Source organism: Vibrio sp. B1REV9 (assembly GCF_905175395.2).
Classification (GTDB): Bacteria; Pseudomonadota; Gammaproteobacteria; order Enterobacterales; family Vibrionaceae; genus Vibrio; species Vibrio alfacsensis.
Genome location: NZ_HG992745.1, coordinates 1,730,978 through 1,757,813, shown reverse-complemented (window position 1 = coordinate 1,757,813; position 26,836 = coordinate 1,730,978). Strand labels below are relative to the sequence as shown.

19 protein-coding genes are annotated in these 26,836 nt (G+C 44.7%); 7 read left to right on the top strand and 12 right to left on the bottom strand.

Translation table 11 applies throughout. The features are described 5' to 3' along the window. Positions 1-46: 46 nt before the first annotated feature. The 8 genes from fabV to KHN78_RS13540 all read right to left on the bottom strand — a co-directional run bounded on the left by fabV (position 47) and on the right by KHN78_RS13540 (position 12,341). Positions 47-1,249, bottom strand: a complete 1,203-nt coding sequence (fabV, locus tag KHN78_RS13575; protein ID WP_211916432.1) for an enoyl-ACP reductase FabV — start codon at positions 1,247-1,249, stop codon at positions 47-49. Between the two features lie 183 nt (positions 1,250-1,432). Then, the gene (locus KHN78_RS13570; protein WP_211916431.1) at positions 1,433-3,715 is read right to left on the bottom strand and encodes an acyl-CoA dehydrogenase; all 2,283 of its coding nucleotides are present in this window, start codon (positions 3,713-3,715) and stop codon (positions 1,433-1,435) included. Positions 3,716-3,810: 95 nt separating this feature from the next. Continuing rightward, positions 3,811-4,437 carry a TetR/AcrR family transcriptional regulator gene (locus KHN78_RS13565; RefSeq protein WP_211916430.1) on the bottom strand — a complete coding sequence of 209 codons (627 nt, stop codon included), beginning with the start codon at positions 4,435-4,437 and terminating at the stop codon, positions 3,811-3,813. A gap of 676 nt (positions 4,438-5,113) precedes the next feature. Next, positions 5,114-6,280, bottom strand: a complete 1,167-nt coding sequence (gene nhaA, locus KHN78_RS13560; RefSeq protein WP_211916429.1) for a Na+/H+ antiporter NhaA — start codon at positions 6,278-6,280, stop codon at positions 5,114-5,116. Between the two features lie 327 nt (positions 6,281-6,607). Next, a complete protein-coding gene (locus KHN78_RS13555; RefSeq protein ID WP_211916428.1) occupies positions 6,608-7,732 on the bottom strand; it encodes a lipocalin-like domain-containing protein in 1,125 nt (374 codons plus the stop codon). Further along, complete coding sequence (locus tag KHN78_RS13550) at positions 7,732-10,185, bottom strand: ABC transporter permease (protein ID WP_211916427.1); 2,454 nt, start codon at positions 10,183-10,185, stop codon at positions 7,732-7,734. Before KHN78_RS13550 ends, KHN78_RS13555 begins: the two co-directional genes overlap by 1 nt. Then, positions 10,166-10,837, bottom strand: coding sequence for an ABC transporter ATP-binding protein (locus tag KHN78_RS13545; protein WP_211916426.1), 672 nt, complete (start codon positions 10,835-10,837; stop codon positions 10,166-10,168). The genes KHN78_RS13550 and KHN78_RS13545 overlap by 20 nt, the downstream gene beginning before the upstream one ends. A gap of 127 nt (positions 10,838-10,964) precedes the next feature. Then, complete coding sequence (locus tag KHN78_RS13540; protein WP_211916425.1) at positions 10,965-12,341, bottom strand: MATE family efflux transporter; 1,377 nt, start codon at positions 12,339-12,341, stop codon at positions 10,965-10,967. A 94-nt stretch (positions 12,342-12,435) separates the two neighbouring features. On the opposite strand from KHN78_RS13540, the gene KHN78_RS13535 reads away from it, so the two are divergent. Continuing rightward, positions 12,436-13,884, top strand: coding sequence for a DUF2867 domain-containing protein (locus tag KHN78_RS13535; protein WP_211916424.1), 1,449 nt, complete (start codon positions 12,436-12,438; stop codon positions 13,882-13,884). An 8-nt stretch (positions 13,885-13,892) separates the two neighbouring features. Here the strand turns inward: KHN78_RS13535 and KHN78_RS13530 are convergent, their stop codons facing one another. Beyond that, positions 13,893-14,954: a LacI family DNA-binding transcriptional regulator gene (locus tag KHN78_RS13530; protein ID WP_211916423.1), complete on the bottom strand. Its 1,062-nt coding sequence runs from the start codon at positions 14,952-14,954 to the stop codon at positions 13,893-13,895. Between the two features lie 238 nt (positions 14,955-15,192). On the opposite strand from KHN78_RS13530, the gene KHN78_RS13525 reads away from it, so the two are divergent. Together KHN78_RS13525 and KHN78_RS13520 are read left to right on the top strand one after the other, a co-directional pair. Continuing rightward, positions 15,193-17,295, top strand: coding sequence for an alpha-galactosidase (locus KHN78_RS13525; protein WP_211916552.1), 2,103 nt, complete (start codon positions 15,193-15,195; stop codon positions 17,293-17,295). Between the two features lie 132 nt (positions 17,296-17,427). Continuing rightward, the gene (locus tag KHN78_RS13520; protein ID WP_211916422.1) at positions 17,428-19,149 is read left to right on the top strand and encodes a solute:sodium symporter family transporter; all 1,722 of its coding nucleotides are present in this window, start codon (positions 17,428-17,430) and stop codon (positions 19,147-19,149) included. 88 nt (positions 19,150-19,237) lie between these two features. Here KHN78_RS13520 and KHN78_RS13515 read toward each other — a convergent pair whose 3' ends face one another. From KHN78_RS13515 to rsuA, 3 genes are all read right to left on the bottom strand, one after another. Beyond that, positions 19,238-19,900 carry a DUF2913 family protein gene (locus tag KHN78_RS13515; RefSeq protein WP_164837169.1) on the bottom strand — a complete coding sequence of 221 codons (663 nt, stop codon included), beginning with the start codon at positions 19,898-19,900 and terminating at the stop codon, positions 19,238-19,240. Next, positions 19,900-21,102 (bottom strand): Bcr/CflA family multidrug efflux MFS transporter, encoded by a 1,203-nt coding sequence (locus KHN78_RS13510; protein ID WP_211916421.1) that lies wholly within the window; start codon positions 21,100-21,102, stop codon positions 19,900-19,902. Before KHN78_RS13510 ends, KHN78_RS13515 begins: the two co-directional genes overlap by 1 nt. Before the next feature lie 301 nt (positions 21,103-21,403). Further along, the gene (gene rsuA / locus KHN78_RS13505; RefSeq protein WP_211916420.1) at positions 21,404-22,105 is read right to left on the bottom strand and encodes a 16S rRNA pseudouridine(516) synthase RsuA; all 702 of its coding nucleotides are present in this window, start codon (positions 22,103-22,105) and stop codon (positions 21,404-21,406) included. A 158-nt stretch (positions 22,106-22,263) separates the two neighbouring features. On the opposite strand from rsuA, the gene KHN78_RS13500 reads away from it, so the two are divergent. From KHN78_RS13500 to KHN78_RS13485, 4 genes are all read left to right on the top strand, one after another. Beyond that, positions 22,264-24,021 carry a DEAD/DEAH box helicase gene (locus tag KHN78_RS13500; protein WP_211916419.1) on the top strand — a complete coding sequence of 586 codons (1,758 nt, stop codon included), beginning with the start codon at positions 22,264-22,266 and terminating at the stop codon, positions 24,019-24,021. A gap of 75 nt (positions 24,022-24,096) precedes the next feature. Then, positions 24,097-24,516: a PepSY domain-containing protein gene (locus KHN78_RS13495; protein ID WP_211916418.1), complete on the top strand. Its 420-nt coding sequence runs from the start codon at positions 24,097-24,099 to the stop codon at positions 24,514-24,516. Positions 24,517-24,669: 153 nt separating this feature from the next. Beyond that, positions 24,670-25,329, top strand: coding sequence for a response regulator transcription factor (locus KHN78_RS13490; RefSeq protein ID WP_211916417.1), 660 nt, complete (start codon positions 24,670-24,672; stop codon positions 25,327-25,329). After that, positions 25,319-26,695: an ATP-binding protein gene (locus tag KHN78_RS13485; protein WP_211916416.1), complete on the top strand. Its 1,377-nt coding sequence runs from the start codon at positions 25,319-25,321 to the stop codon at positions 26,693-26,695. Before KHN78_RS13490 ends, KHN78_RS13485 begins: the two co-directional genes overlap by 11 nt. Positions 26,696-26,836: the final 141 nt, after the last annotated feature.

Genomic DNA, 26,836 nt, shown 5'->3' with positions numbered 1-26,836 from the left:
AAAAAAGGCGCTCATTGAGCGCCTTTTTCAATTTCGTTAGAAACAATTAGATTTGTGTGAAATCAGTTTCTACTGCTGGGTTCACGTCTGCTTCGTAATCTACACCGTCAACCCCAAAGCCGAATAGCTTCAAGAACTCTTCTTTGTACTCAACGTAGTCTGTCAGTTCTTTTAGGTTTTCAGAGGTAATTTGTGGCCATAGGTCGCGACAGTGTTGTTGGATATCTTCACGCAGTTCCCAGTCATCCAGACGTAGACGGTTTACTTCATCTACTTCTGCAGCGCTGCCATCTTCTTTGTAAAGACGTTGGCTAAACATGCGGAAAATCTGCTCCATACAACCTTCATGTACGCCCTCTTCACGCATTTTCTTAAATACCATAGCGATGTATAGAGGCATTACAGGAATTGCAGAACTTGCTTGAGTCACAACAGACTTAAGTACCGCTACGTTTGCGCTACCGCCAGTTGCAGACAGTTTTTCGTTCAGTGCTGCTGATGCACGATCTAGGTCCATCTTCGCTTTACCTAAAGCGCCATCCCAGTAGATCGGCCAAGTTAGCTCAGTACCGATGTAGCTGTATGCCACGGTTTTACAGCCATCTGCTAGCACGCCAGCGTCCGATAATGCGTTAATCCATAGTTCCCAGTCCTCACCGCCCATTACGGTTACTGTGTCTTGGATTTCTTGTTCGGTTGCTGGCTCTACGCTTGCTTCGATGATTACATCTTTGTTGGTATCAACAGCTGTCGCGGTGTAAGTCTCACCGATAGGCTTAAGTGATGAACGGATTACTTCACCCGTTTCTGGCATTTTGCGTACTGGAGAAGCCAATGAGTAAACCACCATATCTACCTGACCAAGATCTTCTTTGATCAGATCGATTGTTTTCTGTTTTGCTTCATTTGAGAAAGCGTCACCATTTAGGCTTTTCGCATACAGCCCCTCTTCACGAGCCAATTTCTCAAACGCTACCGAATTGTAAAAACCAGCTGTACCTGGCTTCTTCTCAGAGCCTTCTTTTTCGAAGAACACACCGATAGTCGAAGCACCGCCACCAAATGCCGCAGCGATACGAGAAGATAGGCCGTAGCCACTTGATGCACCCACAACAAGAACGCGTTTTGGTGCGTTTTTAATTGGGCCTTGTGCTTTAGTGTAAGCAATTTGTTCTTTTACGTTAGCTTCACAACCCACTGGGTGCGTAGTAGTACAGATAAATCCACGAATTCTAGGTTTGATGATCATATTCAACTTCCTTTAAAAAACGTTGCTAGGATAAAAGTTTCGGCCGGACTTCGCACCTAATTTCTGTAAAAATGCAGCGAAAATGCAAGTGGTTGGAGCACTCATGCTACTAACCACTGACAATCTGGTACAAAAAAGCACCTCATTGGAGGTGCTCTTGTTCGTTATCTTTGACCCTAATATTTATGCGGCAGAGTTCAGGTGTGATTTCTTCGAAGCGTTGGTTCGAACTTCTGAAAAATCGTGACTAAAATGATCAACTTGAATCGCATGGTAACGCAACTTATCCGCCGCCATGATCTGGTCGATTTCTTGCTCAGTCAGTACGCCCGCTTCAAACGCTTGCTGCAAACGATCATGTAATAAACCTTTGCGTGCAACTTTGCCATCTTTCGCTGCTTTCATCAGCTTGCGCTCAAGTGGTTTCACTTCGTACATAGCTAAGAACGCACGCTCCATCAAGCCAACGCTGTCATCCTCTTCTTTTCCGATATAACAAAGGTGTGTCATGCGGTCACGCTGCGCTCCTGGCGTCATCATCGCTTCAGCGAGCTTCACACAAAGCTCATCGCTCGGCGCTTCAAAGTGATTCCCAAGCGGGAACAACAAGCCTTTAAGTACACCACCAACATACTTTACAGGGAAGTTAGAATAAGCTTCATTTAGTGACTTAGCTGCATTGTATAAACAGTACTGAACGGCATAGTGTACAAAATCTAAATCGCCTTGCTGACGACCCTCGTCTTCGTATTTCTTAAGCGCAGCGGATGCCATGTAAAGGTAACTTAGACCATCACCTAGGCGTGCAGAAATCATTTCCTTACGCTTTAGGTCTCCGCCTAATGTCAGCATAGCGAAATCAGCACTTACTGCTAGCGCGCGACTTAGACGAGTGATGTCTTTGTAATATTGTTGCGTTGGCCCACTCATGTGCGCTTTGACAAAACGCGACCCCGTCAATGCGGCGCCTAGCGCTCCAAAGGTGTTACCTGTCGCATGGCCAATATGTTTGAACAGCAGTTCATCAAACGCTTTGGCGCCTTCATTGGCATCTGGGTTTGCTGCGGCTTCCATCTCTTTAAGCACATATGGATGACAACGCGTCGCACCCTGACCAAAGATCATTAAGTTACGCGTTAGGATATTTGCACCCTCAACCGTAATCGCTACAGGAATACCTAAATAGTGCTTCGCAAGATAATTCATCGGACCATCTTGAATAGCACGGCCTGCGTGAATATCAAAAGAGTCATTTAAAATCGTACGCGCTATTTCCGTCATATGGTATTTCGCAATAGCGGTAACGATCCCAGGTTTTTCTTTCAAATCTAACGAAGTAGTCGTCAACGTTCGTGTTGCTTCCAACAGATAAGTCAAACCACCAATGCGGCCCATCGCCTCCGCGACGCCTTCAAACTTACCGATAGACATACCAAACTGTTTACGAACATATGCGTATGCCCCTGTGGTGCGCGTAGTAAGGTGGCCAATTGCCGTTCCAAGAGCAGGCAGAGAGATACCTCGGCCCGCAGAGAGACACTCCACAAGCATACGCCACCCTTTTCCTGCGTACTCTGAACCACCAATTAGCCAATCCATTGGAATGAAAACATCATTACCGCGTGTTGGGCCATTCATAAAAGCCGAACCTAGTGGATCATGACGCTCTCCGATTTCGACGCCATCGTGATCTGCCGGGATCAGTGCACACGTAATACCAACGTCTTTCTTATCACCCAATAAACCGTCTGGATCTTGAAGCTTAAAGGCAAGACCAAGTACAGTCGCCACTGGTGCAAGTGTAATGTAGCGTTTATTCCAGCTAACACGGATACCAAGAACTTCTTTCCCCTCGTGCATGCCATAACATACAACGCCTTGATCAGGAATGCCGCCCGCATCTGATCCCGCTTCTGGGCCAGTCAACGCAAAACAAGGAATATCCGTACCATCGGCTAGTCGTGGTAGCCAATAGTCTTTTTGCTCCTGAGTACCATAATGTGAAAGCAGCTCACCTGGACCGAGTGAATTAGGCACCATGACAGAAACAGCAGCACTGATACTACGAGTTGCAATACGAGAAACAATGGTGGAATTCGCAAGTGCAGAGAACTCACGACCGCCATACGATTTAGAAATTATCAAGGAAAAGAAACGCTCTTTACGCAAGAAATCCCATACATTCGGCGGAAGATCTCGATCGTCTTTGACGATTTTTTGGTCATCCAACATTTCAAGTAAGGTTTCTAATTCATTGTCCATGAACGCTTGTTCTTCAGAAGACAACGTCGGTTTTGGATAATGATGCAGCGTAGTAAAATTTGGCTTACCCGAGAACAGCTCTGCATCCCACCAAACGCTACCGGCTTCCATCGCTTCTTTTTCGGTGCTTGATAGTGGTGGCAGCACTTTCTTAAAAACTTTAAAAGCTGGGTCACTAATCCATTTTCTTCGTAGAGAGCTCATAGTTCAGATCCTTTTGTTCACTTTACCGCATGCGGCTGGTCTTATTATTAATTCTGTCGTTGCTTATAGTGTTATTCTTATACGTCTTTCAATGACTACTTCGTTGACATTCCGGCGGACAAGTAAGGGATGAGTAAATCAACCACTGATTTTGCATCCACTTGTTTATCAAACTTACTCTCAGCCAGTTCTGTTAACGCTTGACTTGATGCCATGGTAAATACACAGGTACCAAGCGTGAAATGTAATCGCCAGAAAAGCTGCTCTTCGGTCAAATCAGGACTGGCTTTCTTAATCGACAACAAAAACAGGTTCAAAACTTCCTCATATCGAGTGCTAACAAACCAGCGCAGATGTCCTTGCACGTCTGTATAACCTCGCCCAATCAGCAACATAAACAACGCTGTTCCATTTGGTCTTACGTCGTTCAGTGCTCTAAGTGGTAAACGCAGAGATTCAAATACTTCGTCCATACTGTAAGAATCGCGCGTATTTAACTCGACTAACGACGTCTTAATACTGGGCATTAAAGCCTCTAAGTATCTATCTAGCACCGCTCTAACCAATGTTTTCTTATCACCAAAATGATAGTTAACTGATGCAAGGTTCACATTTGCTTTGCCTGTGATCGTTCTTAACGATGTGTCATTGAAGCCGTATTCTGCAAACAGTCCTTCCGCAACATCGAGTATTTTTTCTTTAGTTGTACTTCTCGGGGCCATTTCAATCACTCGTATTAAACAACTGTTTGAAAATATACCCTTGAAACTATAAGTTAACAAATGATTAACATCACATTTTCAGCAATTGGTCCGACCAGAAAATCAACGATGCTTCCAAACTAATGAATTACAAGCAGATATTCTTTAATCAAAAAAACTTTTAAAAAAATTGGAACTGTTTGGAAATCGCTCGGTCTGAATAACTGTAACGATTAGGGCATTTAGAGTTTTACTGGCCGTCGAACTTGTTTCAATCTAATGGTTACACTGCTGCTTTTTTCTTATTAACTCCTATGTTTGTATCCGCCCAGACACTTTTTCGTCTGGGCTTTTTTTCGCCGCTTCTTCTGTGACAGGCTAATTGTTACCTGATGTCCATTACTGCCTAAGTGTGACCCTTTCCTAACTATTCGTTTTCCTAACCGTTAAATCTCTCTAGCCGTTAGCTCTCCTAACTATTGATTTTAGTAACTATTGATTTTCAGTAACTATTGGCTTTCGGTAACCATTTTTAACAGCCGTTTGTTTTCAGTAACGATGACTACTCCCATGCTCTGAGGCATGTTTTGGTACAGTTTGCTGTACGGTTATCTGTTCAAATTTGATGACGTTTCACAAATTTCAGGCATAAAAAAACCTCCTATCAAAGGAGGTTTTATGATTAATTTCTGTGTAATTATGCTTCTGCGGTTTCTTCAGCTGCTGTCTTTGGTAGCGAGAAATGCAGCAGAGCATAGCCAAGAATCGCCGCTGTCGTTGAACCCATCAAGATACCTAATCGAGCATAGGTATCAAACTCTGGGCTTACATTCGCAAAGGCCAGTGAAGAAATGAAGATCGACATAGTAAAACCAATGCCGCACAACACTGATACTGCAAAGATATGCATGAAGTTAACGCCTTGAGGCAGCTTCGCAATCCCCATTTTCACTGCCACCCAGCTAAAGGTGAAGATACCAAGTGGCTTACCAACTAGCAGTCCCAAAGCAATGCCTAATGGAAGCATTGAAGTCAAACCAGACATTGATACACCTTGAAGTGAGATGCCCGCGTTTGCAAATGCAAATAGAGGAAGAATCCCGAACGCAACGTATGGATGCAGCGCGTGCTCCATATGTTTCAGTGGAGAGTGTTCGCCTTTTTTGCCTTTCAACGGAATAGAGAAGCCGATAACAACACCCGCAAGCGTTGCGTGTACACCGGATTTCAATACCGCAAACCAAAGGATGGCACCTACTATCATATATGGCGTCAGCTTAGTTACGTTTTTCGCATTTAGCATGAACAGGACGCCAGTCATGACGAAACCAACCACTAGAGCCATCGTTGATAGATCGCCTGTGTAGAACAATGCGATGATGACAACAACACCCAAGTCATCAATGATCGCTAGCGCAAGCAAGAAAACTTTCAAGCTAATAGGCACACGTTTACCTAATAGCGCCATAATACCAAGCGCAAATGCGATATCTGTCGCGGCTGGGATTGCCCAACCTGAAATCGCTTCTGGATCACCTGCATTAAATGCAACATACACAAGTGCCGGAGCTAACATACCGCCTACCGCTGCGATCGCCGGGAAGATAGCTGTTTCTTTTGATTTTAATGCGCCTTCAAGTAGCTCGCGCTTCACTTCAAGACCGATTAATAGGAAGAACACAGCCATAAGGCCATCGTTGATCCAGTGAGAGACTGACATACCAAACACATAAGTATGCAGCATTGCCTGATAAGTTTCGCCAAGTGGTGAGTTTGCAATAGTCATTGCGATTGCCGCTGCAATCACTAGAAGAATACCACCTGCAGATTCCATTTTGAAAAAGTCACGAATGACATCGTTCATGGTTTCGCCCTTATATTTATTATCTTAATAAACGAGTAACAAAGAATGATGAGAGTTTATAGCTGTGGAAAATTTAAGAATAATCGCTTGTTCAGAGTATAAAGTTCGTTTTTTCCGATACTTTGTATACGATACATCGTTTTTTCCAACAACATCATAAATACTTGAAGTCCTTTTCGTCTCCCCTATCAAACGAATTGCACACATAGACTACTATTAAGTTAATGTAATATGTGATTAATTTTCGTGATTTAAATGTTATTTTGGATGAAGTTAATGTCATCCATGCCTAAAAAAGCCACCTTACATGGCGGCTTAAATCTTAAATCAGTACCCCGTTAGCTGCATAAATCCCCACGCCTCATTGGAGCCCGATGCAAGTATCGGCCCCTCCCAATAAGGAATCAGAAATGGCTGCCACATATCGGATTTACTGATCCGTGTCGTTAGGTTGATACCATGTTTTGGCACGTTTACAATCCATTGCAAAGGTATTCGTCGCCCATTTGCTAGGCTGGTCACTTGCATCGGTGTGATGCTGAAATCTTTCTCAGTTAAATTAAACACCGTGCCAGAACGGGTTGAAAGCGTGCCAAATAGATGTGGCACTTGCCCATTCTGTCGATAACGGCTTACCGTCAGTGCTCTACCATCATCTAAATTGAATACAAGCCAATCCCAACCTTGTTGATCTTCCCCGATCAAGCCGCTGCCCCACTCTTTTTGAGTCCATGCAGAACCTGTCACAGAAATGGGCTGACCATTGAGTGTTATTGTCCCTTTTACATTTAGGAACGGAGCACTAAAGCTAAAAGATGAAACAGATAGCAATGCATGCTTAACCTGAAAGCCTTTATCGCCATTAACCACAAACGGTCCATTGGTCGTGGTATTTAACTCTAGACCAAATGTGTCGGTTGAAATTTCAAGCTGCCCAGGAAATGGCGTCGTGCCTAACGCACGCCAATACCAGTTATCTATCCACAATCGAAACGGACGATTGCTCATCCCTGCTTGGCCTATTCCACCACGCGCAACGCGTTGTTCTCGCCAAATATGACTACCACGGCTGATAATGATATGAGAGATAAAAAGCTGTGGGTTTTGCCAACCACGCGTATCACGTTCATCGGTCGCAACTCTAAAGTAGCTCCACTGTACGTTGTAAACATGGCCATCTTGATCTTGAAGTTTCGCAAAATAATTCCACCATTCATGCTGGTAGTTAGGATGAAAACGAAAATCTTCTGGTAATGACACGTGTTCACTCGGCAAAACAGGATCAAAAACCGTCCTTTCTTCTCGTTTCAATACCGCGCTGATTTCGCTTTCTTCTGTTGCAGTCGCTTCAGCCCAAAGGGTTAAATAGAACGCTCCACCAATCAATATAATGAAAGCAATGACAACCAATGCAGAGATAGAAAAGATTTTTTTCTGCTTCATGTTATTCATTACAGCGCATCCCTTAGCGACTTCATTGGCGTGCTCTTGATCATTCTGATGACAGGAAGTGCCCCTGCTAACATGATCGCTAACATTGCCCAAGCAATCGTCTGTGCGTATTCCCACGGTATGACTTGAAGCTCTAATGACCACCCAAATGATTGTTTAATTATGATATCAACAATAAGGTGTGCCAACGCTAAGCCAAGCGGAACGGCGACAATTGCAGAAATAGTGCCAAATACGAATAACTGCAAGCCTCCCAAAGCAACAAGCTCCCTGCCTGATACGCCCATACAACGTAATAGTGAGAAATGTCGTTGACGAGACAGCTCTCCCGCTAATGTCGCAAAAAATAGGCCAAAAACAGCAATGATCAAGGTAATATTGCCAAGCGTTCCAGCAATCGCGAACGTATGGTCAAACACCCGCATCGCTTGGTTATAAATATTGTTATTGTCGAACAAACGATCTTGAGGTAAACGATAGACACTTTCTAATCGTCGTTTTAACCCATCTCCATTCACGTTCTCTTGCAGAACAACACCCAAGCCAACGTTACCTGAACCGGCAAACGCTGACAGCCAGTTTCGATGAGACATCATCACTTGGTTATAAGGATTACCATAATCGTAGTAAACCCCTACAATCTGCCAACCACCGCCAAGTGGAGGGAGTAAATCAATGTAATCACCAGGGCGAAGATCCAACTTCAATGCCATCGACTCGCTGATCATCAAGCTCTTAGAGTGATGTAAGTGATACCAGTAGTTCGGTACACCAAGTTTAACGGTAAGCGAATCAAGTTCTCCCTCCGATGCCCCTGTACTCACCACTTGAAGCGCACCTCGCTCCGTCGGAAAATCTTTTTCCCAACGCCACCAAACTTCATCAACTTCCGGCTGTTTTTGTAACCATGAGCTCATTCGTGCTGCTGAGTTATTGGTTGGGTAAATATAGATATCCGCCGCCAAACGTTGGTTAAGCCATTTATCAGTCGTATCTCTGAAGCTGCCTACCATGGTTTCGACACCAATGTTCGCCGCTAGCGCTAGCATAAACGCCATCGTCGCAACACCTCGGTAGCTCATACTTGCCGCCGCATCAGAGAAAAACCAGCGAACACGAACCCAACGCATAGAATAAGAGAAGCTTTGGAACATATGCCACATCAAAAATGGCATAAATAGCGCAACACTGACTAACATAAGCGCAATGATCGTAAAGCCGGACTCTTGCGTTTTAGGCGCTTGATAAACCGCAATGGCAGCAACACAAAGTGCGCAAGCAGCTAAAGCCTGCCAAGAAAACTCTCTGCCAGCAAAGCGCATAAGCGAGAGCCTTGAAGACAAACGAATAGGTTGTGCTTTAAGTAAGCGGATCAACGGCCATAAGCAAGAAAGCAATGCACCCAATGATGACATGGCCAAACTGTATAAGCTCGACTCCCAAGACCAACCTATCGTTAAGCCAACATTGGCATCATACAAATCACTTAAACTGGATGAAACCGCTGGAATCAATTCATTCGCGAGAATCAAACCAAAGAAGTTTCCGCAAGCCCATGCAAATAGAACCAAAATAAGCAGTTCAAGTAACAATGCTTGCGTAAGCTGGATGCCTGTTACCCCAGTTTGACGCAAAATGCCCACTAAACGTTGGCGTTGGATAAATGACAGCGACATTGCTTGATAGAAAATGAACAGACCTACTAGGAAAGAGAGCATACCCATTGCCGTCAAGTTCATATGGAATGCATCCGTCAGTGCTTGTAGCTCACTACGGCTACTGCGCACTAAAACCATCCCGCTAGGCAGTTTTTCTTTTAACGCGAGAACTTTCTCTTCTGGCATCTCACCACATGCAATTGCTGATAACCCAGAACTGCGCTTAAGCATACGAAGTAACGAAATATCAGAAACCAGTCGAATACCAGAGAGCATTTGATTCGTATCGACTTTTAATGGCCCTAATTGACTGCCATCATTAAGCTCAATAAAGTCTCCATCTTGCCACGTCATGTACGAGGCTAAATCTTGGCTCACTAATATTGGATAAGGTGGCTTCATTAACGAAAGTAATGGCAATTCGTTAATTGATTTGCCTTGGTGTAGAGGCAAAAGCGCAACAGGATCGACACCAACAAGCGTCAAACCAAAGTCATCTTTAGATTCAAGATGCAAAGTATCGAAAGGCGCACACTGGTTAAAACCCGCGCGACGCAATTGAATATAAAACCCTTGCGGAATTTTATTCGCGGAGTGTTTAGTGCGGATGCGATACGGAAGAGGATTGGAAAAAAGTTTTTCACCCGTTTCATAACTTTGTTTGGCATGCTGGTTAATCGATGTCACACCGACTAGCAGTGACACGCCTAATGTTAAACCAAGCCAAACAAGTAGAATTTGTAGAGGATAACGGCGGTAATGACCGAGTAGTGCCTTAACTACGGGCCATAACATGCAGTTGCCCCCCTTGAAGACGAATACGACCTTCCATGTGTTCAGCCACTTTTTCACTGTGAGTAACAAGCAACAAGGTACAATCTAACTGACGAGCCAAGCTGGTCAAAAGTCGCATTACTGCTTCTGCATTTCGCTCATCCAAGCTGCCAGTTGGTTCATCCGCTAATAAAATCTTCGGTTCCATGTACAAAGCACGAGCAATAGCTGCACGCTGTTGTTGACCACCAGAAATTTCTTCAGGGTAACGTCCAAGCAATGGCATGAGATCAAGAGCAGAAAGGATTTGGCGCCACAAACCTTTATCTTCTGGTAAGCCTTTTAATTGGCGACAGAAACGAATATTGTCAGCGATATTTAGCGTAGGCAGTAAATTAAACTGCTGGAAGATATTACCAATGTTATTGCGGCGGTACTTTGTTCGTTGATTCTCCGGCGCATCATGCATAGCAAAGTTTGGGTACTGAATTTTCCCAGAGTCTGCGGTATCAAGTCCTGCTATAAGATTAAGTAGTGTACTCTTCCCAGAGCCACTCTCCCCCATCAATGCGACTTGCTCACCTTGTTGTAACGTTAATTCTGCCCCTTGTAGTACAGGATGAAATTCTCCCCCGTCTACATAGCCTTTGCATAGGTCTGACAGTTTTAACATTAATTTGCCACTCAATTGGTATTTGAAATTGGTGTCAGAATCTACACTAAAACACGTACAGTAGAAAGCATTTTGACTGACAGATCACAGCGTCCGCCTACAAATAAAACGGTTCTCGTGGCAGACCTCAATCCCCGATAAGATTATTCATCCATTTGCGGCTTAATATGCGATACAAAGAGACGCCCCATTTGACCAATTCTTCACTTAAAAACAATAAGTAAACCCATTGAGGCTCAACGCCTAAATAGATGGCAGCAAACGCGGCAAGTGGGATGCTGATTATCCATTGAGCTACCAAATCTTGATACAAACAAAACTTAACATCACCACCAGCACGAAGTACACCAACAATCGCCATCATTGGCACAGAACGAAGTACAACGCCTACCGCTAAGATCACCATAAACTGCTCAGCTAAGTGACGCGTTTCTGTTGTCAGTGCACTGAATGCATCCAATATCAGTCGATTCGAGATAAGCAGTAATCCAGCGACCACTATCGCTATCAATAAATTCAAGATAACAGTAGCCCACGCTTGGTAATATACCGGGCCATAATTGTTTGCCCCCAACTGATTACCAACCATTACCGCCGCTGCGTTGGACAACCCGATCATCATCGCCAACGCTAAAGATTCGACCGGCGTCATGACCGATAATGCGGCAAGGCCTTGAACCCCTGCCTGTCCCATGATGGCATGATAGGCAAATAAACCACCAGCCCATGCTAAAAAGTTAAACGTGGTCGGAAGAGAAAGCGTAAGGAATCGCTTGATCCTATTTATCACTAAACTGGCGTGAATGTCCTCAAAGCCAAATGCGATGGTGTGCTGAGTAAACCAAAGATAACCAAACAGGCAACCTACTTCTATTGCACCACTAATGACCGTCGCAATAGCCGCACCCTTAATTCCCATTGCAGGCATGCCCAAATGACCAAAAATCAAAATCCAATTCAGAAATATATTCGAGGCTATACCAATGCCACTGAAAAAGGTACTCAATCCCGGTTGATGCATAGCGCGAAGTCCCACCGCCATACTGGCAACACACGCAACAGCCAACATACTGACGGACGAAATCACCAAGTATTCAGCCCCTAAGTGAATAACTTCAGTTGAATCAGTGGTCAATTTCATGATTGCTTCAGGGAATAAAATAAAGAAGATGACTGTCATCACGGCGAACGCCATTGCAATCATCCAAGTCAGTGACGTACTTTGTCGTACACCCACTTTATTACCGGCCCCCCAATACTGGGCCGTTAAAAGCGCGCCTCCCGTCGTCACGCCAACAAGCATAATCGTAGTAACAAACGTTGCCCTTGCCGCGACGCCAACCGCAGCAATCTCCGCTTCGCCCAATTGGCCCAACATCAATACGTCCACTAAGCCTCTACTAGAGAACATCATGCTTTGGAGTGTAATCGGTAGTGCAATCGCAAACAGTCGTCGCAGGAATGGCTTATCCGCATGAGTCAGCAATTGTGAGAAAAAAGTCATGACTACTCCGACGACAACTTATTGATAGAAAGGAGAAAATGTCCCATGATTATACGCGGCGGTGTTTTTTCCACCAGCAATAAAAGGATTTAATATGAAAAAGGTGTTGGTACTTGGGGCTTCCGGCTATATCGGGTCACAACTTCTCCCGCAACTACTCGATAAAGGTTACATTGTCACGGCAGCGGCGCGTCATATTGACTATTTGGAATCGCGAACTCATCCACACCCTAACCTCACACTCACGTATTTAGACCTCGCCGATGTAAAAGCGACGCTAGAAGTCGTGAATGATTTTGATTTGGTGTTCTTCCTCGTGCACGGTATGGCGCAAGGTCACGACTTTGTTGAATACGAATTAAATCTCGCAGAGAACTTCAAAAATGCGCTTGAGAAAAGTCGTGTAGAACACGTTATTTACTTGAGTGCAATTCAGCCTCAAACCGGCAACTCTCAACACTTGGCAGCACGCAAAGCAACGGGAAAAATCATTCGCCAAGCCGGTGTGCCTGTTACTGAACTTCGAGCTGGCGTAATTATTGGTCCCGGTTCTGCGGCATTCGAGATCATGCGCGACTTTGTGTACAACTTGCCCGTTTTGATCGCACCCAAGTGGGTCGACTCCAAAGCCAACCCAATCGCCCTACCCAACCTCAATCACTATTTGCTTGAATTGGCAGAAACCAAACCAACAGAAAGTGAAATCTATGAAGTTGGTGGTCCAGATACACTAAGTTATCGTGAGCAATTTGAAGTCATTTGTAAGATCACGAAAAAACCTTACCGACTTTGGTCAACGCCACTGCTCACACCTAAAATGGCCTCTTACTGGTTAGCGCTTGTCACCTCTGTACCAGCCAATATCGGCAAAGCATTACTTGCTGGCTTGGAGCACGACTACATTGCTGATACCAAGGCCATTCACGAGCGATTCCCACAAGAGCTCATTAGCTACAAGCAGTCCGTTGAAGACACCATCGCAACGGAAGGGACTTTTGTCCGTAGTAACGTTTGGGGATTTGAACCAGCAGCACTCAAACGTTGGCAACCGGGCTACGGGTACTATCCAAAACAAGCAGGAGCAAGCATCAAGACAAAAGCCTCTGCGAAATCACTTTGGAAAGTCGCGCAAAAGATCGGGAGCCCTGAAAAAGGCTATTACTTTGCTAACATTCTTTGGCGCACCCGCGAATGGCTCGATATCTTCTTTGGTGGTGGGAAGCCCATTCGAGTTTCACCACCGGGACCACAACTAAAGGTGGGGGATTTCATTGACTCCTGGAAAGTCATTCGCTGTGAAGAAAACCAATTCCTATCTCTGTTTTTTGGCATGAAAGGCCCAGGGCTTGGTCGTTTAGAAATCACCATCAAAGATCATGGTGAAGAACGAGAGCTCGACATCACTGCATGGTGGCATCCACAGGGCTTTTTAGGGCTACTCTATTGGTTTGCCATGATGCCAGCACACCTATTTATCTTCAAAGGAATGGTGAAAGCCATCACCAATGAAGCAAAAGTATTGGAAAGCCAAAGCGAAATCTAACCTAATGGTTAAGGCAATAATCGGCGGATATTTTCTAGATGGACGAGTATTTCTTGCTTATCATAAAGTGTATCCGCCTTTGTCGATGTGCTTTGTCGTTCAACCAAACTAACAGGCAATACTTCTGAAACAACGTTTTCCCCGCTCTCCATCTGGCTCAACACTAACTTAACGGCCCTACGTCCAAGTTCATTAAAATCTTGCTTAACCGTTGTCAAAGGGGGTGAGAAAAACTGGCTGTCTTGAATACCATCAAAACCAACCACAGACACGGTTTTAGGTACATTAATTCCTGCCTCTGACAGTGCACATAATACACCAAGTGCCATCTGGTCATTCGCCACTAATACGGCATCAAAAGGCACGCCTTTTAGCACAGCATCTTTGATTGCGTTGTAACCACTGACTGCTTGCCAATCTCCCTCATAGCACGCTGCTTGCACCAATCCATATTTCTGAATCTGGGATTGCCATTCTTGGTAACGAATCTGAGAAGCAGTAGATGCCTTAGGGCCAGAAATGCACACAAAGGATTCGCGCTTGTGCTCGATCAAATGGGAGACCGCTAAATTTGCCCCAGCCTTATGATCAGAACTGAGAGAATTAACGGGCGTCCCTTCTGGTACATCAATAAAAACCAGCGTGAGCTGACTAAACTGCTCCACTAGGGTCTCTGCCATCTCTCTGGTTACCGGAGCGTTGATAATAATGGCATCAACTTGTTGGGCAATGAGCTCTCTAATTGCACCGCGAAATTCCTCAATTGAGTTGTCACCTAACACTGCCAGCGCCGTCGCGTAATTCATATCATGTGCTTGAGTACGAATGCCATTGGCAATAAGAGCCACACCGTGCAGTGAGATATCCAAAGAGACAATACCGATGATCCGCGACTTCGCTCGACTCAACATTTGTGCACCTTTATTGGGTACGTAACCCAATTTTTTGATGGCATCATTTACGCGCTTTCGAGTTTCCTCCGCGACGTTATCAGCGCCATTCGTTACTCTAGATACGGTTTGAGTAGATACCCCTGCTAAACGTGCGACGTCTTTAAAAGTAACGGCCAACGCTCTCTCCTAGTCGGTTTTATTTATATTCTTCTTACTTTAACAAATTCAATAAAACTTTCTCGTGAAGCATGTCGTAAAAACACAAAAAAATGTTTCCGAAAACACAAGATCTAGCACACAAAAAGCAACTCCATAACCTGCTTAAAATCACAAAATATAGGCTTAACAATCGATTTAATTCCAGATGAGCGCATCATTAATTCAAATTACATGTTTGCGAAAACAGAGAAATATGATGCAGAAAATTGTTCACTTAAAATCAAAGAACCACAGCATGATCATTAAAGTCGATCGTGTACCAGAAATTCTTCATTGGGGCGCAAAAATCGCTCAAATTGATCCTGATTTATTGCTTTCGACAGAGCGTCCAATTTCTCAAGCTCGCCTTGATGTCGATGTACCGTTATCACTATGCCCTGAGTTAGGCAGCGGTCACTTTAATGCCCCAGGTATCGAGGGGCATCGCAATGGCGAAGACTGGGCTCCAGTGTTCACAACCACATCCATTGAGCACGATGACAACAGCGCGACATTTACTCTGCAAGATGACATTGCTGGTCTTGAATTATTGATTGAGCTACGACTGGACTTGAACAGTGATGTGGTACAAAAACGCATCACCGTAAAAAACACGACTACCGGTGAGTATTGCTTGGGTAAGCTCTCCTCTACCCTGCCACTTCCTAACCATGCAAACGAGCTGATGACGTTCCACGGTCGCTGGTGCCATGAGTTTCAAACTCAGCGTTTGAGCTTTGAGCATGGTGGCTTTATGCAAGAAAACCGTCGTGGTCGCACTTCTCACGAAAACTTCCCAGGTTTGTTCGCGGGCACTAATGGCTTTTGTGAACAATTGGGACAAGTTTGGGGCTTCCATCTTGGTTGGAGTGGTAACCACCAACTTCGTGCCGACGTTCGTAGCGATGGTCGCCGCTTTGTTCAAGCAGGTGAACTGCTACTGTCTGGTGAAAAGCGTCTACAAAGCGGTGAAACCTACCAAACACCATGGCTTTATGCGACATACAGTAACTCGGGTTTGAATGGAATATCAGAGCGATTCCACGAGTTCGTTCGTGCCAATATTATTCAATTTCCAAACAACAAGCCTCGTCCTGTTCATTTAAACACATGGGAAGGCATCTACTTCGATCACAAACCTGAATACATCATGCAGATGGCAACCGAAGCCGCTGAGATGGGTGTCGAGCGCTTCATCATTGATGATGGTTGGTTCATTGGTCGTGATGGCGAACGCGCAGCGCTTGGTGACTGGTACTTGGATGAAACGAAGTACCCGAATGGTCTAGAGCCTGTTATCGAGCACGTAAACAACAAAGGCATGGAGTTTGGTCTTTGGGTTGAGCCAGAGATGGTTAGCCAAGACTCTAATCTCTATCGCCAACATCCTGATTGGGTATTGAGCCTGCAAGACTACCATCAACCTTCAGGTCGCTGGCAATATGTGTTGGATTTGCAAAACCAAGATTGCTTCAACTACTTGTTTGAGCGTTTGAATGACTTGCTGACTCGCTACAACATCGGCTACCTAAAATGGGATATGAACCGTGAATTGGTTCAACCAGGGCATCAAGGTAAACCTGCTGTGCATGGCCAAACTAAAGCACTTTACCGCCTATTAGACGAACTTCAAGCCGCTCACCCTGCGGTTGAAATTGAGTCTTGCTCATCCGGTGGTGGTCGTATTGATTTTGAAATCCTTAAACGCACTCACCGTTTCTGGGCTTCTGATTGTAACGATGCGCTGGAACGTCAAGCAATTCAACGTGGTATGAGCTACTTCTTCCCTCCTGAAGTCATGGGCGCTCACATTGGTCCAGCAGAGTGTCACTCGACCAATCGTCGCCATGCGATCAATATGCGTGGCGTCACAGCGTTAAGTGGTCACATGGGGGTAGAGCTCGATCCAGTAAAAGAAAGTGCGGAAGAAAAACAAGCTTTCGCTCATTACATTCAACTGCATAAACAGTATCGCGATTTACTTCATTCGGGACGTACTTTCCGCATCGATCCTGCGGATAAAAACCAGAACATCTATGGCGTTGAGAACGGACAAGAGATGCTGATTACGGTGTGTCAGTTGGCAATGCCAAATCATGCGCTGCCATCTCCACTTCGCGTCAGCTGTGCGGATGAAAACGCCCGTTACGAAATCAAGATTGTTGAAATGCCAAAAACCAGCTTCCAGTTAATGAAGCAACGTCCGCAATGGCTAGACAAAACTCTGACGCTAAGTGGCGATAACTTAAGGGAAATTGGGGTGACGCTTCCGATTCTCGATCCAGAATCGGCACTGATTGTTCATCTTAAGAAAATTTAAACCTCTATCTGAGCCCTCTAGCGACCAGTTTCAACTTCACGTTGTTCCTGATAAAACACTCCTATACGCGCTAGAGGGACACCCTACAACTAACAAGCAAAACTTAATTGCTTAACTTGTTAAGGAAACAAAATGTCTATTACAGTATTACTTTCGTTCTTGCTGTTTACAGGCTTTGTTGTGGTGTTCACTTACAGCAAAGTTAAAAACGATAAAAACACCTCTCAAGACGGCTTCTTCCTTGGTGGACGAAGCTTAACAGGCGGACTGATTGCCAGCTCTTTGATTCTTACCAACCTGAGTGCCACCAGCTTTGTTGGCATGAGTGCGCAATCCTACACCCACAACATGAGTGTGATGGGCTGGGAAGTAGCATCTGGCGTTACACTGGTTATCATTGCGCTGCTGCTTGTTCCTCGCTACCTCAAGCAAGGCATCACTACTATTCCAGACTTCTTAGAAAGCCGTTACGACATGTCAGTGAAGAAGTTCGTTACCCTGTTGTTCTTGTGCCAATACGTCATCAACATTCTTCCTACCACTCTTTACGCTGGCGCAGTGGTGCTGGGCGAAATCTTTGATGTGCAAGGTTTACTGGGCATTTCTGAGTTCAGCTCTATCGCCCTTATTTCTGCCACTATCGGTTTGCTAGGTTTCTTCTATGCGATTTACGGCGGTCTAAAAGCCGTGGTAATTGCAGACACAATCAACGGCGTAGGCTTGATCACCGGCGGTTTGATGATCCCTGTATTTGGTCTGATGGCATTAGGCGGCGGTAACTTTATGGAAGGTTTAGACGTATTGCTGACGGCCGCACCAGAAAAGCTGCAATCCGTAGGTAAAGAGACCGACCCACTGCCGTTCTCTACCCTGTTCACAGGTCTATTGCTGGTCAACTTGTACTACTGGGGTACTGACCAATCAATTATCCAACGAGCACTTGGCGCGAAAAACCTGAAAGAAGGTCAGAAAGGTGTCATTCTGGCGGGTGCGATTAAAGTTATCTCTCCACTTTTCCTAATCATTCCCGGAATCATTGCGTTCCATATGTTTGGCGCAGATGCGGGCAACCCAGATACGATGTACACACGCTTGGTGAACGAAGTGTTGCCTAAGCCTCTTGTTGGTTTCTTCGTTGCGGTCATGTTCGGCGCAATCCTAAGTACCTTTAACGGTGTATTGAACAGCTCAACCACCTTGTTTGCTTTGAACGTTTACAAGCCACTATTTGGCAAAGACAAATCGGATGAAGAGTTAGTCGGGAAAGGTCGTATCTTCGGCGTTATAATTGCGATCATTTCGGTCTGTATTGCCCCTTTCATCATGTACGCACCAGAAGGCTTGTTCCAATACCTACAAATGGTTGCGGGCTTCTTTAGTGTGCCTATCTTCACTATCGTGTTTGTGGGCTACATTTCAAAACGTGTTCCTGCTATTGCTGCTAAAGTTGCTTTGGTCGTGTTTGTTAGCTCCTACGCTGCGATGCAATTGGTCTTTGGTACACCAATCCACTTCCTACACCAATTAGCGATTCTATTCGTCGTGTGTACTGCTCTGATGTTTGCGATTGGTCACTTCATGCCGCGTGATACAGACTACGTAATGCCTGTAAATGAGAATATCGATGTGACGCCGTGGTCATTCCGCTTTGAAGCATCAGCGGTCATCATCTACATGGTATTGGGCGCTTACGTGATGTTCTCAGACTTTGGTTTTGTCTCAAGCGATCCGACCATCATGCAAGTGTACGGCTTCTGTGGTGTGGTTTTGATGTTTGGCGTCATCTCTAATTACTTCATCAAGCGTAGAAAGAACAAACCTGCCACTAAGCTCAATGACATGTATATGCCTTAATAAGCCGCTTATTAATAGACAAAAAATATCGTGAATAAAAAAATCGGAGCGCTGCTCCGATTTTCTGTTGGATATAATGATAAGCGAATTAGTCCGCTTTGAATGATAATGGAATCTCTGCGAGCTGATTACCCTGGTTCTCTGGGAATATCAAATACTCACCGTGGTATTTCACCATCGACTTATAATCTGTCACTTTATGAACCATAAAGCCTGCCTGAGATGCTTTCTCAACAAAATCTGCATGGTTGCCACGGACAAACCAACTCATTGGTTTCACCATGCGCTCACCATCAAAGCAGTTGTCACATTGATCCGCACACAATGCCAACGAATTTTGACCCTCGGTGAAAATTTGCACCTTGCCAAAACCAATCAGCGGTTCAGATGTTGATACTTCCCAACCTTCTTGCTCAATCTTGTCAAGAAACGCATCAATTTCAGAATCTTTAATCACTCTGCTTTCTTGCCCCTCAGGGAAGCAGTGTGCGTAGTATGCTGAAATACGTTTGAAGATAAACAGCAAACCTGCATCGTTACCTTTTGAGCGCCCCGCTTTTTGCCAGCGAGTGAGATCGCCTAGAACACATCGATCAAACCGCTGAGCTTTTAGCGCTTTGGTTACCCAGCGAACTAAGTATAAGTTGTTGGCTATTGGCGCATTCGCCAGTTTTCCAGAACGATGTTCCTGCTCGAGTTCACTCAGAGCCGCATTAACCAAGTTTTGAATTTCTGTGGTGTAATTAGACATTACGCCTTTCTTCCTAAAGTCCAATAAAACAGTGCAGAAAGCACCGAACAAGCAAACATAACAATAATCATTGGCCAAGCAACGCCATCTGGTAGAGTAGCGACCAGAACACCAATCAATGATCCCATACCAAAGCGCAGTGTTCCTGCTAAAGAAGATGCCGTGCCCGCCATTGTCGGATAGCCACTTAACAACAAGGCCATAGAGTTACTGCCGATCGTCGACAAAGTGCCAATAAACAACACAACAAACGGCACCATACCCCACAAACCAAGGCCAAGCGACCAACCTAAGAATAGACCGATACCCGCGGTTAATTGTACGAATAAGCCAAAACGAAGCATCGCGTGCGAACCGACTTTCTTAACTAATCGTCCATTAATACTGGTCATCACGATCATTGCCACGATGTTCAAGCCAAACAGATAACCAAAATGGTCAGGTCGAACACCATACAAATCAATGTAAACAAACGCACCGGCGGTTAGGAAAGCAAACATACCCGAAAACGAAAATGCGCCAGACAGCATGAGACCTAACGCCTGTGGGTTAGCACACAAACGAACATAATTTCGAATCGTCGTGACAAATCTCAATGGCTGTCGGTTTTCTGGTTTTAGCGTTTCAGGGATTTTCCACAACACGAGCAAAATAACAATCACGGCAAACGCAGCCAATACCCAAAAAATTGAACGCCAACCAAACCAAATGGCGAGGTAGCCACCAATCAAAGGGGCCACTAGCGGCGCGATAGTGATAACCAATGTTACAAACGACATGGTTCGTGCAAAATCTTCACGATCGAACATATCACGAACAATTGCTTGAATGATCACTGCCGCTGCTGCGCCCGCAAAACCTTGCGCTGTACGCACATACGTTAACGCATCAATACCATTTGTAGTCGCACTGACCACTGCAGCCAAACCAAAAAAGAGCACACCTAAAATGAGTACTGGTCGGCGGCCATAGCTGTCTGCCAAAGGACCATGAATCAGCTGACCAAGCGCAAATCCTGCCGTATATGCAGTCAGCGTTATTTGTACTTCACCTGCCGTCACACCTAAATCTTTTGCAATGGTTGGCATCGCTGGTAAGTACATGTCGATGGCAAGGGGCGTTAACGCACCAATCGCGCCAAGTACGAGAAACAACAAGAAACTGAGTTGTGATTGGGGAGCGCTTTGGGCTTTTTCTGCCATTCGTTTACCTCTTGTTAAGCCTCTTTCATCAATATTTTGAATTGATTGAGACCGATGATTTACTCTCCACCAAGGTTTGCCAGGCAGCACGTTTAGATTACGAAAACGAGACGGACAACATATGGCAAAGCCAACACTCATGTTCCTACGAGTAAAGGGGAATACTTAGGTGTAAAAGTATACCAAGAAGATCTTGATTAACTCGACGCCAAGACTTGCATGACCATTATGCAATAAAATTTATTGAGCAAGATCAGTAGCATTACGGGGCATGCTGATACCCCGTATTCTTTCTATTGGATTACTTCCAGATAGATTCGACTTCTTCTTCAGTCAGGTAGCGATAATCGCCCGGTTCTAATGCTTCATCTAACACAATCGAACCGATGCGCTCGCGATGAAGATAATCAACCTTATTACCGAGCGCAGCAAACATACGTTTAACTTGGTGATATTTGCCCTCAACAATCGTTAACAACACTTCATTTTCTGCTTCGTTAACAATCTCTAAATGAGCAGGGAGCGTAGCGTCACGTTCATTACGTAATTCGATGCCTTGCGCAAATTTTTCTACGTAATCAGGCTCAATAGCATCAGCCAACCAAACTCGGTATGTTTTCTCACACTTGTGTTTTGGCGAAGTAATACGGTGAGACCATTGACCGTCGTCCGTAATAAGAACCAAACCTGTGGTGTCCACATCTAAACGGCCAGCAAAGTGCAAGTTTTCAACCTTTGGCTCATCAAGCAAAACAAAGGCCGTTTGGTTAAAGCCATCTTCATGCGAACACACAAAATCCGCTGGCTTGTACAACATGATGTAACGTGGACCCGGTGCACCAACTTTACGCCCATCCCACTCTACGACACTATTTTCTGGCACTTTAAATGCACCACTCTTTTGCACTTCACCATCAACCGTCACTTCGCCACTTTTGATGATTTTTGTAGCCTGCTTACGAGTTGCACCCAAACCATCGCACAAATATTTATCTAAACGCATGAATACCTCATTGAATTATGCCCAAGTGACCTCTTACAACTCTCAATGTTCCGCCATCGAAAAGTCGCTAGGTATATGCACTTAAAAGTCACTTGGGTATAAAAGTCAGGTATTATAGCCATCCTCGTAAGAATAGTTGAGCAATTTCACAGATTTTCATGTACACCCTGCGCCCATACCAAGCCGACTCAGTAAAAGCGGTGATCCACTATTTTCGTAAACACACGACACCCGCGGTTATCGTGCTGCCAACTGGCGCAGGTAAAAGCTTAGTCATTGCCGAACTCGCTCGACTTGCTAAAGGACGTGTTTTAGTACTTGCTCACGTAAAAGAACTGGTCGAACAAAACCATGCCAAGTACGAGGGTTATGGTTTACATGGTTCTATATTTTCTGCAGGTCTAGGGCGAAAAGAGACCGAACAACAAGTGGTGTTTGCCTCCGTCCAATCTGTCGTACGCAATTTAGACGCGTTTAAAAACCAATTTTCACTGCTAGTGATCGACGAATGTCATCGCGTTCCAGAAGACAAAAACAGCAGCTACCAAAAAGTGATCACGCATTTAAGAGAGCTTAATCCGGGCATTAAAGTGCTTGGGTTGACCGCGACGCCCTACCGTTTAGGGATGGGGTGGCTGTATCAATACCACACTCGTGGTCAAGTTCGCACTGAAGAGCCTCGATTTTTCCGTGATTGCATCTTCGAACTTCCGATTCGCTACTTATTAGATGAGAACTTCTTAACACCTGCTCGAATGATGGATGCGCCAATCTTGTCCTACGACTTTTCTCAACTCAAACCCACCATTGCCGGACGATATAAAGAAGCCGAAATGGACATGGTCATCGACAAAGCCAAACGAGCCACGCCTCAGATTGTCGAACAGATCATACAATACGCAGAAGCACGTAACGGAGTCATGATCTTCGCTGCGACGGTTCGCCACGCGCAAGAGATCTTTGGACTGCTCCCTCAGGGTGAAACCGCCATTGTCATTGGTGATACACCAACACCGGAGCGCGATGCGATCATTCTATCGTTCAAAAATCGCGAGATAAAATACTTGGTTAATGTATCTGTTCTTACAACGGGATTCGATGCGCCACACGTTGATTTAATAGCGATTTTGCGCCCCACAGAGTCCGTCAGTCTGTATCAACAAATTGTTGGCCGTGGCTTACGCTTGTCCGAGGGGAAAACGGAATGTTTGGTGTTAGACTATGCTGGCAATAGCTACGATTTATATCAGCCAGAAGTTGGAGACCCTAAGCCAGATTCCTCTAGCGAGATCATCACTATCCCCTGCCCGGCGTGCGGATTCAACAATAACTTCTGGGGTAAGTTAGACAGTAATGGCTTTCTGCTAGAACATTTTGGTCGTCGTTGCCAAGGCTACTTTGAAGATGATGAAACCGGAGGGCGCGAACACTGCGGCTATCGATTCAGAGCAAAATACTGTGGTGAATGCGGCGCAGACAATGACATCGCTGCACGAATTTGCCATGAATGTGACGCGACATTGGTTGACCCCGATAAGAAACTCAAAGAAGCCCTTAACCTCAAAGACGCGTTAATCTTCGAATGCACAGAAATGGAACTGTCTGTGTTTAAATCAAACGATGGCAAGTCACAAGTAAAAGTCACCTATTCTGGTGAAACATACCAAGGTGAGGGAAATGCGCTAGTGCATGAATTCTGGTCGTTAACGACCAAAAAACAGAAACAAATGTTCAAAGATCAATTTGTTCGCCCTCATCTGGCGGATAAGCATCGGCCCTTTGATGAATCGTCACCGACTAAAGTTGTTGCCAATCAACATCGTTTCCGTTTGCCGCAGTTTGTTATCGCTCGAAAATCAGGACGATTTTGGAAGTTGCGCGACAAAATATTTCATGATGAACTCAACATTGGCTGACTTAAAAATACGGTTCACTTTCTGTTCATATACCTCTCATTATAATTGCGTTAACTCTTAGAAAAAGGCTTTGCTATGTCACGCTTCCTCGTCGCTCGTAAGCTCATCATGCTGTTAGGTTTAGTACCGCTTTTATTGTCTACTCCGAGCTTTGCTTCTCATCACAATCATCACGATAACGAAAATGGGCATGCCATCGTACGTGATGTAGAAAAACCCGGCACCAGAATTGAATTCGACGAAGACCAAGATGAAGTCTATCGTGCGGTCCAAAAAGGCTACATCCGTCCTTTTTCTGAAATGTATAAAGCGGTGGAAAACGACCTCTATGGACGTATTATTAAGGTTGAGCTTGAAGAAGACGATGACGAGTGGATTTATGAACTCAAAATCCTGTTCAATGACAGCGTGATAAAAGTGGAGTATGACGCAGCAACACTAGAGATGTTAGAGATCAAAGGTCGTAACTTTAATAAAGCACTCAAGCAGCACTAAGGGTACAAAGCTCTAAGTATGCCCCAAAAGCTAAATATGCAAAAACGTTAAGTATTCAAAAAACTAAGCATGCAAAAACATTAAGCATTAAAAGACACTTGATGTCTATAGCAGCAACAACTAGATAAATAGAACACAATAAGAAGAACGATTATGAAAATACTTGTTGTCGAAGACGAGCCTCGCCTAGGCGAACAAATTATTGAATCATTAGAAAACAACGGTTGGGTGCCAGAACTTTCCCAAGATGGTATCGACGCACTTTACCGTGCTACCTCCGAAGAATGGGACGTGATAGTTCTCGACCTTGGTTTGCCAAAACTAGACGGGCTAACCGTGCTAAAAGGCATTCGAGATGAAAATATTAATACACCCGTAGTGATTTTGAGTGCTCGTGATACCTTATCTCAACGCGTAGAAGGTTTGAATGCAGGTGCGGACGACTATCTAACCAAGCCATTTGAAATGGTGGAACTCACCGCTCGTATCCGAGCTCAGCTTCGTCGTGCTTCAGGTAACGCATCACCAGTTATGCAGATTGGTGATTTAAGCCTAGATACACGCTCATCAAAAGTGCTGTGGCAAGGCCAAGCGGTCAGTCTTACTGCCCTTGAATATAAAGTCGTTGCGTATTTCATGCACAATCCTGAAAAAGTCATTTCCCGAACCGAGTTGGTAGAGCACATCTACAAACAAGATTTTGACCGTGACTCAAATACGATTGAAGTCTTTATAGGCCGCATCCGTAAGAAAATTGCACCTAAAATCATTAAAACGGTTCGTGGACTAGGGTACCAATTGAATGCCGAATAAAAGAGCCCTTAACCACCATAGGCTCCCGATGCATTTACTTAAGCGGCTTAGTATTAAAAGCCGCTTAGTTTTGGCGGCAGTCGTGTGGCTGACAGCAATGATCTTGGCTGCTGGTGTGACAATTCCCACGCAGGTTTACCATTACATGGTGGACGACACTCGCTCCCAACTGAATGTCTACATGGATGAAATTGCTGCCCAACTCGAAGTCGACAGCAAAGGTCAACTCACACTCTCAACTCAACTTTCTGACCCAAGATTCAGCCGCCCTTACAGTGGTCTTTACTGGAGTGCCTCCACCAAAACAAGCTTAGAGCGTTCGCGTTCACTTTGGGATAAGAAGATTGAATACAAAGGGTTAGACAAAGACGCCTTTGGCGCTCGTGATGAAAAACTCATCACGTTGAAAAAGACCCTTTATCTACCGGATTACGACGGCCCAATTAATGTCATTATCGGCATTGACGAAGACCCGATTGAGCACACCATTCAATCTTTAACTGGACAACTTTGGATAATTTTGGGGTTGCTTTTTGCTGGCGTTCTTGCCGTCATCTTGTTGCAAATTGCGTGGTCATTGAGCCCGCTCACCAAATTACAAAGAGAATTGGCAGAGCTTAAATCCGGTAACAAAAAAGGCTTGGAAGAAGAGTATCCTAAAGAGATATCGCCTTTGATTTCTGATCTTAATGCCCTGCTCTTTCACTATCAAGAACTGCTAGAACGAGCTCGAAACCATGCGGGGAACTTATCTCACGCCTTGAAGACGCCGCTCTCTGTCTTGAAAAACGAAGTGCAAACCTTATCGGCTGAAGAACAAGATCGACTGAACGCGCCAATTACTCAGATTCAACAACATATTGATTATCACTTAGGCCGTGCCCGAATGGCAGGTTCAATGAATATTCTTTCTGTAACATCAAACCCCTCAGAACGCGTGGATGCGATTTCAATGGCGTTCGACAAAGTGTATGCGTATCGCGACATCACACTGATTAACGAACTTGATTCTGAGTTAAATGTCGCCGTAGAGAAAACCGATCTTGATGAAATGGTGGGTAACTTACTTGAAAATGGTTACAAGTGGGCAAACAGCATCATTCGTGTTCACTCAACGCTAGACAAAGACAACATTCACATCATCATTGAAGACGATGGGCCTGGTATTCCCTCAGAGCAGTTGTGCAAAGTAATCAAACGTGGTTATCGATTAGATGAAACAACTCCAGGTTCTGGATTAGGCTTGAATATTGTAAGCGAAATGGCACATAGCTATCGTGGTCAACTGAAGCTTTCAGAAAGCAAAATGGGGGGGTTAAGAGCCACTTTGACTGTTCAAAAGAGCCGTAGTCGATCCAAACAATAAATCGGTCAAAATAAATTCAATTTGAACAAAGAAATACCTAACTAGCATCTATCAGCGATTGTATAAGCAAAAATGACAGGAATTTTGTTAGTTTAGGGGCAATTTTGGTTGCCGAATCTAGCACTGGATGATAGTATCCGC